Raw genomic sequence first — 9,328 nt, 5'->3', positions numbered from 1 at the left:
GTGAGCGCCCGCGAGACCCCCGCCGCCGCCCGGTGGGCGATGTACGTCGGCGTCGCGATCCTCTTCGCGATCGCGTGCGCGTTCCTGTCGAACTGGCAGTTCTCGCGCAACGCCGAGCGCACCGAGCAGTTGCAGCTCGTCGAGAACAACTACGACGCGGCCCCCGTCGCTCTGGAGCGGGTGCTCGCCCCCGGAGCAGAGCTGAATCCCGACGATGAATGGCGCCCGGTGCGCCTCGAGGGCCGCTACCTCGCCGACGAGCAACTCCTCGTGCGCAATCGCGCGCACGGCGGCTCCGCGGCCTATGAGCAGCTCGTGCCCTTCCGTCTCGACGACGGCCGCATCGTCCTCGTCGATCGCGGATGGTTGCCACCGGGCAACAGCCAATCGGCACCCGATGAGATCCCCGTGCCGCCGACGGGCGAGGTCACCGTGGAGGTGCGCCTTCGTCCCGACGAGGCGGCGCCCACTTCGGGTCGATCGGCTGAGCCGGGCCAGGTGCCCACGATCAACCTCGGGCTGGTCGCCGAGCAGACCGGGCCGCTCGAGCAGGGGGCCTACGGACTGCTGATGTCGGAGACCCCCGCTCCGGCGACGGCTCCGTTCACCATCGACCCGCCGAGCAACGATCCGGGCCCGTACCTCTCATATGCGATCCAGTGGATCCTGTTCGCGGTGATGGGTTTCGCCTTCATCGGCTACGTCATCGTGAACGAGCGCAGACTCCGTCGGGAAGACGCCGAAGACGACTCCACCCCGGTCCCCGCGGCCGAGACCGCGCCGAAAGAATCCCGCCGCGTCGACCCGGTCGCCCTGCACCGCCTGCGGAAGCGTCCGCGCGACCGCGACGCCGACGACGAAGACGCCCTGCTCGACGCCCGGTGACCTCACGGATGCCGGCGCTCCGGTGATCGCGCGGATGCCGGTGCCCCGGTGATCTCGTGGACGCCGGCGCCCCGGCATCCATCCGCCCCGCGAGCGAGATCAGGCGAGCGAGATCAGGCGAGCGTGATCAGATCGGCGTAGTCGCGGCCCCAGATGTCTTCGACGCCGTCGGGGAGGATCAGCACGCGCTCGGGGTTCAGCGCCTCGACGGCACCCTCGTCGTGCGAGACGAGCACGACGGCGCCCTCGTAGTGCGCGAGCGCGCCGAGGATCTCCTCGCGCGAGGCGGGGTCGAGGTTGTTCGTCGGCTCATCGAGCAGCAGCATGTTCGCCGACGACACCACCAGCGTCGCGAGCGACAGGCGCGTCTTCTCGCCACCCGACAGGACCCCCGCGGGCTTGAGCACGTCGTCGCCGACGAACAGGAACGATCCGAGCACCTTGCGGGCCTCGGTCGCGGTGATGTGGGGCGCGGCCGACATCATGTTGTCGAGGACGGACCGCGAGACGTCGAGGTTCTCGTGCTCCTGCGCGTAGTAGCCGATCTTCAGGCCGTGACCGGGCTCGAGCTGGCCGGTGTCGGGCTGGTCGACACCCGCGAGGATGCGCAGCAGCGTCGTCTTCCCGGCGCCGTTGAGACCCAGGATGACGACGCGCGACCCGCGGTCGATCGCGAGGTCGACGTCGGTGAAGATCTCCAACGATCCGTACGACTTCGACAGCCCCGACGCCATGAGCGGCGTCTTGCCGCAGGGCGCGGGCTTGGGGAAGCGGAGCTTCGCGACCCGCTCGTCCTGACGCACCTCGTCGAGGCCGGAGAGCATCTTCTCGGCGCGCGCGACCATCTGATGGGCGGCGGCGGCCTTCGACGCCTTCGCGCCGAAGCGCGCGGCCTGCAACTGCAGCGCCGTGGCCTTCTTCTCGACGTTGACGCGCTCCTTCTTGCGGCGTTCTTCGTCGGCCACCCGCTGGCGCAGGTAGTTCTTCCAGTTCATGTTGTAGATGTCGATGACCTGGCGGTTGGCATCCAGATAGAAGACGCGGTTCACCGTCTCGCCGACGAGTTCGACATCGTGCGAGATGACGATGAGGCCGCCCTTGTAGCCCTTGAGGAACTCGCGCAGCCACACGACACTGTCGGCGTCGAGGTGGTTGGTCGGCTCGTCGAGGATCATCGTGCGGGCGTCCGAGAACAGGATGCGCGCGAGCTCGATGCGACGACGCTGCCCACCCGACAGGGTCTTCAGCTGCTGATCGAGGATGCGGTCGGGAAGCGAGAGGTTGTGGGCGATGGATGCCGCCTCGGCCTCGGCCGCGTACCCGCCCGCCGCTTCGAATCGCTCGGTGAGGTTGGCGTACTTCTTCATCGCCTTCGCCGCGACCGCGGCGTCGTCGTCGGCCATGGCGAGCGACGCCTCATGCATGCCGAGCGCAAGCGAACCGAGGCCGCGAGCGTCGAGGATGCGCGTACGTGCGAGCATTTCGGGGTCGCCCGACCGCGGGTCCTGGGGCAGATAGCCGAGCTCTCCCGAGCGGTCGACGCCGCCGTTCGAGGGCAGGAGATCGCCCGCGAGCACCTTCGTCAGCGTGGTCTTGCCGGCGCCGTTGCGCCCGACGAGACCGATCTTGTCGCCGTCGGAGACGCGGAACGCCACATCGGACATGAGCACGCGGGCACCCACGCGGATCTCGAGGTCATGTACGGCGAGCACGGCGAACGTCCGTTCTTCGGGGTTTGGGGAGCGGCCAGACAATGGCCAGCCAACCAGTATAAGTCGCCTTCCCGAACGTCCCCCGACAGCGTTCTCACCGTGCGGCCGCGCACCCCGGATGCCGCGTGAGCGTACGCAATCCGGATTCCCCCGTCGGATAGCTCGGCGTCGAACCGTTCGACCCCCGTCTCGGCATCCGGGTTTGCGTTCTCACCCGATTGCTGACCTAAGCTAAGCCTGTCCTTACTTAGATCACAGGAGGCTCTCTGTGTCCCGATTCCGCGCTCTGGCGGCCCTCGCCGTCGGTTCCGCCCTCGTCCTCACCGGCTGCGCCGGTACGTCCGCGTCCCCCGAAGGAGAGGCGGCGCAGGGGTCCGACGGCGTGTTCCCCGTCACGGTCGACAGCGCCCTCGGCCAGGCCGTGATCGAGAAGAAGCCCGAGCGCGTCGCCACTGTCGCCTGGTCCAACCAGGAGGTCCCCCTCGCACTCGGCATCGTGCCCGTGGGCATGGCGAAGGCCACCTGGGGCGACGACGACGGTGATGGCATCCTCCCCTGGGTCGAAGACAAGCTGACCGAGCTCGGCGGCGAGACCCCCGTGCTCTTCGACGAGACCGACGGCATCGACTTCGAGGCCGTGGCCGACACGCAGCCCGACGTCATCCTCGCCGCGTACTCGGGCCTGACGCAGGAGGACTACGACACCCTGTCGAAGATCGCGCCCGTCGTCGCCTACCCCGACGCCGCCTGGGGCACCACGCTCGATCAGATGATTCAGCTCAACTCCCAGGCACTGGGCCTGAAGAGCGAGGGCGACGCCCTCATCGAACAGATCAAGACCGAGTCGCAGGAGGCCTTCGCCGCGCACCCGGAGCTCGCCGACGTCGCGCCGCTGTTCGCCTTCACCGACCCCACCGATCTCAGCAAGATCACGTACTACACCTCGCACGACCCGCGCGCCGGCTACCTGCACGAGCTCGGCATGCCCGAGCCCGAGCAGGTGACGACGACCTCCGCCGAGATCGACGCGTTCTACAGCGACATCAGCTCCGAGAACGCCGATGTCTTCAGCGACGTGGGCCTGTGGATCACCTACGGCAACACCGACGGCTCCACCGTCGCCCAGCTGCAGGCCGACCCGCTGCTGTCGCAGATCCCCGCCATCGCGGCCGGCCACATCGCCGTCCTCGAAGACGGAACCCCCCTCGCCGCCTCGGCCAACCCCTCGCCGCTGTCGATCAGCTGGGGCTTCGACGAGTACCTCGACCTGCTGACCACCGCCGTCGGCTGATCCCCCACCTCACCGGACCGCGCCCCTCGTGACCACTCGCTCCCCCGTCGTCGACGCACTCCCGGATGCCGCCTCCCTGCGGCGTCCGGCGAGTCGCCGCCTTCTGTGGGTGCTGGTGCTCACGGGGGGCCTGGTCGTGGTGTCGGCGGCATCCGTCGCCCTCGGCACCCGCGATGTCTCCCTCACCGAGATCGCCTCCGCGTTCACCGGCGGGGGCGGCGTCGGGGAAGCCGCGGTGATCGCCCGTGTGCCCCGCACCGTGCTCGGGTTGCTCGTCGGCGCCGCCCTCGCCATGGCGGGGCTAACGATGCAGGCCGTCACCCGCAATCCGCTCGCCGACCCCGGCATCCTGGGCGTCTCCGCCGGGGCGGCGCTCGCCGTCGTCACCGGCATCGCTTTCTTCGGGCTCTCCAGCTCGACCGGATACATGGGTTTCGCGATCGTGGGGGCGGCGGTCGCCGCGGTCTTCGTCTACACCGTGGGCTCGCTCGGTCGCGGCGGCGCGACCCCGCTCAAGCTCGCCCTCGCGGGAGCTGCGACCACGGCCGCGTTCGGCTCGCTGTCGAGCGCGATCCTGCTCCCCCGCGTCGACCTGCTCGAGGTGTTCCGGTTCTGGCAGATCGGCGGCATCGGCGGTGCGACCTGGGAGCGCGTGCAGGTCGTCCTGCCGGTCCTGCTGATCGGCGGCCTCGTCTGCGTCCTCTGCTCCCGCGGTATGAACTCCCTCGCGCTCGGTGACGACGTCGCCACGGGGCTCGGCGAGCACGTGGGGCGCACGCGCCTGATCGCCTCCGCCGGCGCGGTCGTGCTCGTGGGCGCCGCCACCGCTGTCGCGGGCCCCATCGCCTTCGTCGGCCTCGTGGTGCCCCACGTCTGCCGCATGCTCATCGGCACCGACCACCGCTGGCTCGTGCCCTTCTCCGCTCTGGGCGGGGCGATCCTCCTCGTCGGCGCCGACGTCGTGGGCCGCCTCGTCGCGCGCCCCACCGAGGTCGAGGTCGGCATCCTCACCGCCCTGATCGGTGCCCCCTTCTTCATCTGGATCGTCCGCCGGCAGAAGGTGCGTGAGCTGTGAGCACGCAGACCCTCTCGCCCCGGGGCGATGCCGCGACGGCATCCGTGCCCGATGTCGCAGCGCTCGTCCGCGGCCGGCGCGGCCGCGCGCGTCGACGGACGCTCGTGGCCGCGATCCTGCTCAGCGCGGTCGTCGTGGTCTACGTCGTGACGCTGATGGTCGGCAACACCTTCTACACCCCCGACAAGGTCATCCGCGTGATCCTCGGTCAGACGGTGCCGGGCGCCTCCTTCACCATCGGCGAACTCCGCTTTCCGCGCGCCAGTCTCGGACTGCTCTCGGGCCTCGCCTTCGGCATGGCCGGCGTGACGTTCCAGACGATGCTGCGTAACCCCCTCGCCTCCCCCGACATCATCGGCATCTCCTCGGGTGCCAGCGCCTTCGCCGTCGTCGCGATCATCGGTTTCTCCCTCTCGGATGCCGCCGTCTCGGCGTTCGCCCTGGTCGGTGCCCTGGCCACGGCCGGAGCCATCTATCTGCTGTCTCGTCGCGGGGCCTTCACCGGCACGCGACTCGTGCTCATCGGCATCGGCGTCGCCGCCATGCTCGACAGCGTCACGACCTGGATGCTCACCCGCGCGGCCAACTGGGATCTGCAGACGGCGATGCAGTGGCTCACCGGCAGCCTCAACAACGCCTCGTGGGAGCGCCTGCTGCCCCTGGCTGCCACCGTCGTGGTCGTTCTGCCGCTCATGGTCGCCAACACCCGCGGGCTCGCCGTCCTGCGCCTGGGTGACGACTCCGCCGCCGGTCTCGGCGTTCGAGTCGAGCGCACGCGTGTGCTGCTCATCGTCGGCGCCGTCGTGATGCTGGCCGTCGCCACCGCGGCGAGCGGCCCCATCGCGTTCGTGGCGTTCATGGCCGGCCCCATCGCCGCCCGTCTGATCGGGCCGGGCGGCTCGCTCCTGGTGCCCGCTGGTCTCGTCGGCGCCCTGCTCGTCATGCTCAGCGACCTGCTCGGACAGTTCGCCTTCGACAACCGCTATCCCGTCGGCGTCATCACGGGCGTGCTCGGCGCGCCCTACCTCATCTACCTCCTCATCAGGACCAACCGTTCCGGAGGCTCACTGTGACCACCCCCGCGCGCTCCCACCCCGAGGGAGCCCTCTCGTGACCGCGAACCGAACGCTCACCGCTGAGGGACTCACTCTCGCGTACGGCGACCGCACGATCGTCGACGACCTCGACATCACCTTCCCCGCCGGCCGTATCACCGCGATCGTCGGCGCCAACGGCTGCGGCAAGTCCACCCTCCTCCGCGCGCTCGCACGTCTGCTTCCGCCCAAGGCCGGGCGCGTCGTGCTCGACGGCAAGGCGCTGCACGAACGCCCCTCCAAGGAGGTCGCGCGTATCCTCGGCCTGCTCCCGCAGAGCCCGATCGCTCCCGAGGGCATCGCCGTAGCCGACCTGGTGGGCCGCGGACGCCACCCCCACCAGCGCGCGCTCGCCCGGTGGTGCGCCCGTGACGACGCGGTCGTGGGCGAGGCCCTCGCCGCGCCCGGCCTCAGCGCCCTCGCCGACCGTTCGATCGACGAGCTGTCCGGCGGGCAGCGTCAGCGCGTGTGGATCGCCATGGCGCTGGCCCAAGAGACCGACATCCTGCTGCTCGACGAGCCGACGACCTTCCTCGACGTCGCGCACCAGGTCGAGGTCCTCGACCTGCTCACCGATCTCAACCGCGACCGCGGCACCACCACGGTGATGGTCCTGCACGACATGAACATGGCCGCCCGCTATGCCGATCACCTCATCGCGCTGCGCGAGGGTCACGTGATCGCCGCCGGAGATCCGACCGCCGTCATGACCTCCGAGCTCATCCGCGAGGTTTTCGGACTGGACGCCCTCGTCGTCCCCGACCCCGTCTCCGGCACCCCGCTCGTCCTCCCCCGCGGCCGCCACCACGTCAGCCCACGCGTGCCCGCCGCCGACACCGTTCAGGAGCCCCTCGATGTCCTCCCCTCGTGAGACCTCCCGCTTCTTCCGCGTCCGCCTCGCCCGCATCACCGACCTCACGCCGAGCTTTCGACGTTTCACGTTCACCGGCGACGACCTCCACGAGTACGGCGACCCCGGCTTCGATCAGCGCATCAAGGTCGTCTTCCCCACCGAGACGCTGGATCTGGATGCCATGCCGATCGGTGCCGATTGGTGGACAGCCTGGCGCGAGCTCCCCGACGAGCAGCGCCTGCCCTTCCGCACCTACACGACCCGCGCCGTGCGACGCGCCGATCGCGAGATCGACATCGACATGGTCGCCCACGAGGTGCTCGGACCTGCTTCGGCATGGATCGAGAAGGCGCGCGTCGGCGACGAGGTGCTGGTCTTCGCCCCCACCACCGCGCTGACCGAAGTGAGCCTCGGCGTCGACTTCGTCCCTCCCGCACAGACCGGCGACTACCTCCTCGCGGGCGACGAGACCGCCGCGCCGGCGATCGCCGTGATCCTCGAACAGCTCCCCGCCGATGCCACGGGCACGGTGGTGCTCGAGGTGCCCGACCCCGAGGACTGCGCCTACCTCCCCCGGCATCCGGGATTCGCGTTCCACGTCGCCTCTCGCGCCGACGGCGAACGCCACGGCCATCTCGTCACCGCGACGCGGGAGGCGGCCTACGCGCTGACGCCCGAGGGGCACGGCGAAGAGGTCGAGGAGGTCGACATCGACGAGGGCATGCTCTGGGAGGTCCCGCGCACGGCCAAGGGCGGCGCGGCGCTGAAGAAGGCGCCGCTGTACGCCTGGCTCGCGGGCGAGGCGTCGGCGATCAAGACGCTCCGCCGTCACCTCGTGACCGAGCGCGGCGTCGACCGGCGCGCCGTGGCCTTCATGGGGTACTGGCGAACGGGCCGCGCCGAGTTCTGACAAGACACGGGATGCCGCGCTCCCTCGCCCCCGGCGGCCGTTAGGGTGGGCGACGAGTCGGACAGCCCACCGTGGGCGACGTCGCCACACGAAGGAGCACCCATGCGTGTCAGCGCGCGCAATCGGTTGAAGGGCACCATCGTCGAGATCACGAAGGGGGCGACGACAGCTCACGTTCGTATCGATGTGGGCGGCTCGATCGTGACCGCGTCGATCACCAACGACGCTGTCGACGAGCTGGGGCTCGCCGTCGGCGTCGAGGCATACGCCGTGGTCAAGGCGTCCGACGTCATGGTCGCCGTCGAGGACTGACTGACTCCCCGCATCACGTCGTCTTCGACCGCCGAGCTTGCGAGACGCTCGGGATGCCGGCGGTCGGCGTCGAGATCAGCCTCGCGGTACAAGTTGTCCGATGCGCTCGATCGCCTCGCGCAGCACCTCGGGCGCGCATCCCACGTTGATCCGCACGTGCCCGACGCCCTCGTCGCCGAACAGCGGGCCGTGGTGGAGCGCGACCTTCGCCTCCCGGCGGATGAACGGCGCGGGGTTCTCCCCCCACCCGTAGGCCGAGACGTCGACCCAGGCGAGGAACCCGGCGTCGGGGATGCGGTACCGCGCGAGCGGGAGGTGCTCGGCGAGCAGGTCCGCCAACAGGCGGCGGTTCTGGTCGAGAGCGGCCAACAGCCCCTCCAGCCACTCGTCGCTGTCGGCCGAGAAGGCGGCACGGTTGGCGATGACGCCGAACAGCCCCGCACGCCACTCCACCTCCCAGGGCAGCGCGCGCACGACCGCGGCGGTCTCCTCGGCACCGGTCACGATGACCGCGCACTTCAGCCCCGCGAGGTTGTAGGTCTTGCTCGCGCTCGTCACGGTGTACCCGACCGCGGTCGCCTCGGGCGCGGCATCCAGGAACGGGGTGAACACCGCGGGGGCGTGCGTGAGAGGCGCGTGGATCTCGTCGCTGACGACGGTCGCCCCGTAGCGGTGCGCCAATCGTGCGAGGTCGGCCAATGACTCACGCGTGTGCACCGTGCCGGTGGGGTTGTGCGGGTTGCACAGCAGCAGCGATCGCGCGCCGGCCGCGAAGGCCCGCTCGATTCCCTCGAGATCCAGTCGCCAGCCCGCGCCGTCGTCGATCAGGGGAACCCGCTCCACAACCGCGCCCGCCTCTTCGACCGTGTCGTAGAAGGGCGGGTACACCGGCGGGGTGACGATCACGCGGTCGCCGGGCGAGGTGACGGCACGCAGCACCTCGACGACCCCCATCATCACGTCGCCCGTCCAGCGGATGCGCGACGGGTCAGGACGCCAACCCCAGTGACGGTCGGCGAAGTCCGCGAAGTCCAGGTCAATCCCCGGCCGCGGCGGGGTGTACCCGGTGTCGCCGATCTCCACCGCGCGGTGAAGGGCAGCCGTGATGCCGGGAGCCAATGCGAAGTCGGTCTCGGCGACGAACATGGGGATCACGTCGTCACCGTACGAGCGCCACTTCGTGCTCGTTCGCTGAC

Annotated in this window: 9 protein-coding genes; 7 read left to right on the top strand and 2 right to left on the bottom strand. The window is 70.2% G+C overall.

Annotated elements, in window-relative coordinates; genetic code table 11:
- Complete coding sequence (locus RWP81_RS10815) at positions 1–885, top strand: SURF1 family protein (RefSeq protein ID WP_314455984.1); 885 nt, start codon at positions 1–3, stop codon at positions 883–885.
- A 113-nt stretch (positions 886–998) separates the two neighbouring features.
- On the opposite strand, the gene RWP81_RS10810 is transcribed toward RWP81_RS10815, so the two are convergent.
- A complete protein-coding gene (locus RWP81_RS10810; protein ID WP_055955111.1) occupies positions 999–2,597 on the bottom strand; it encodes an ABC-F family ATP-binding cassette domain-containing protein in 1,599 nt (532 codons plus the stop codon).
- A gap of 268 nt (positions 2,598–2,865) precedes the next feature.
- On the opposite strand from RWP81_RS10810, the gene RWP81_RS10805 reads away from it, so the two are divergent.
- From RWP81_RS10805 to RWP81_RS10780, 6 genes are all read left to right on the top strand, one after another.
- On the top strand, positions 2,866–3,888 hold the full coding sequence (locus tag RWP81_RS10805) for an iron-siderophore ABC transporter substrate-binding protein (RefSeq protein WP_314455981.1): 1,023 nt from the start codon (positions 2,866–2,868) through the stop codon (positions 3,886–3,888).
- 28 nt (positions 3,889–3,916) lie between these two features.
- The gene (locus tag RWP81_RS10800; protein WP_314455979.1) at positions 3,917–4,963 is read left to right on the top strand and encodes an iron ABC transporter permease; all 1,047 of its coding nucleotides are present in this window, start codon (positions 3,917–3,919) and stop codon (positions 4,961–4,963) included.
- Positions 4,960–6,036 carry an iron chelate uptake ABC transporter family permease subunit gene (locus tag RWP81_RS10795; protein ID WP_314455977.1) on the top strand — a complete coding sequence of 359 codons (1,077 nt, stop codon included), beginning with the start codon at positions 4,960–4,962 and terminating at the stop codon, positions 6,034–6,036. Before RWP81_RS10800 ends, RWP81_RS10795 begins: the two co-directional genes overlap by 4 nt.
- A 37-nt stretch (positions 6,037–6,073) precedes the next feature.
- Complete coding sequence (locus RWP81_RS10790; protein ID WP_314455975.1) at positions 6,074–6,928, top strand: ABC transporter ATP-binding protein; 855 nt, start codon at positions 6,074–6,076, stop codon at positions 6,926–6,928.
- Entirely contained in the window at positions 6,912–7,820 is a 909-nt protein-coding gene (locus RWP81_RS10785; RefSeq protein WP_314455973.1) for a siderophore-interacting protein, read from the top strand. The genes RWP81_RS10790 and RWP81_RS10785 overlap by 17 nt, the downstream gene beginning before the upstream one ends.
- Positions 7,821–7,922: 102 nt before the next feature.
- Positions 7,923–8,132 (top strand): TOBE domain-containing protein, encoded by a 210-nt coding sequence (locus tag RWP81_RS10780; RefSeq protein ID WP_314455971.1) that lies wholly within the window; start codon positions 7,923–7,925, stop codon positions 8,130–8,132.
- A gap of 75 nt (positions 8,133–8,207) precedes the next feature.
- Here the strand turns inward: RWP81_RS10780 and RWP81_RS10775 are convergent.
- On the bottom strand, positions 8,208–9,328 hold a 1,121-nt coding region (locus RWP81_RS10775), incomplete at its 5' end, for an aminotransferase class I/II-fold pyridoxal phosphate-dependent enzyme (RefSeq protein ID WP_314455969.1).

Source organism: uncultured Microbacterium sp. (assembly GCF_963521695.1).
GTDB lineage: Bacteria > Actinomycetota > Actinomycetes > Actinomycetales > Microbacteriaceae > Microbacterium.
Note: the sequence above shows the minus strand (reverse complement) of the source record. Positions and strands in the feature narration are given on the sequence as shown.

Excerpts from the sequence above, each read along its gene's own strand:
- RWP81_RS10785 (WP_314455973.1), top strand. The coding sequence starts at position 6,912 with ATGTCCTCCCCTCGTGAGACCTCCCGCTTCTTCCGCGTCCGCCTCGCC.
- RWP81_RS10780 (WP_314455971.1), top strand. The coding sequence starts at position 7,923 with ATGCGTGTCAGCGCGCGCAATCGGTTGAAGGGCACCATCGTCGAGATC.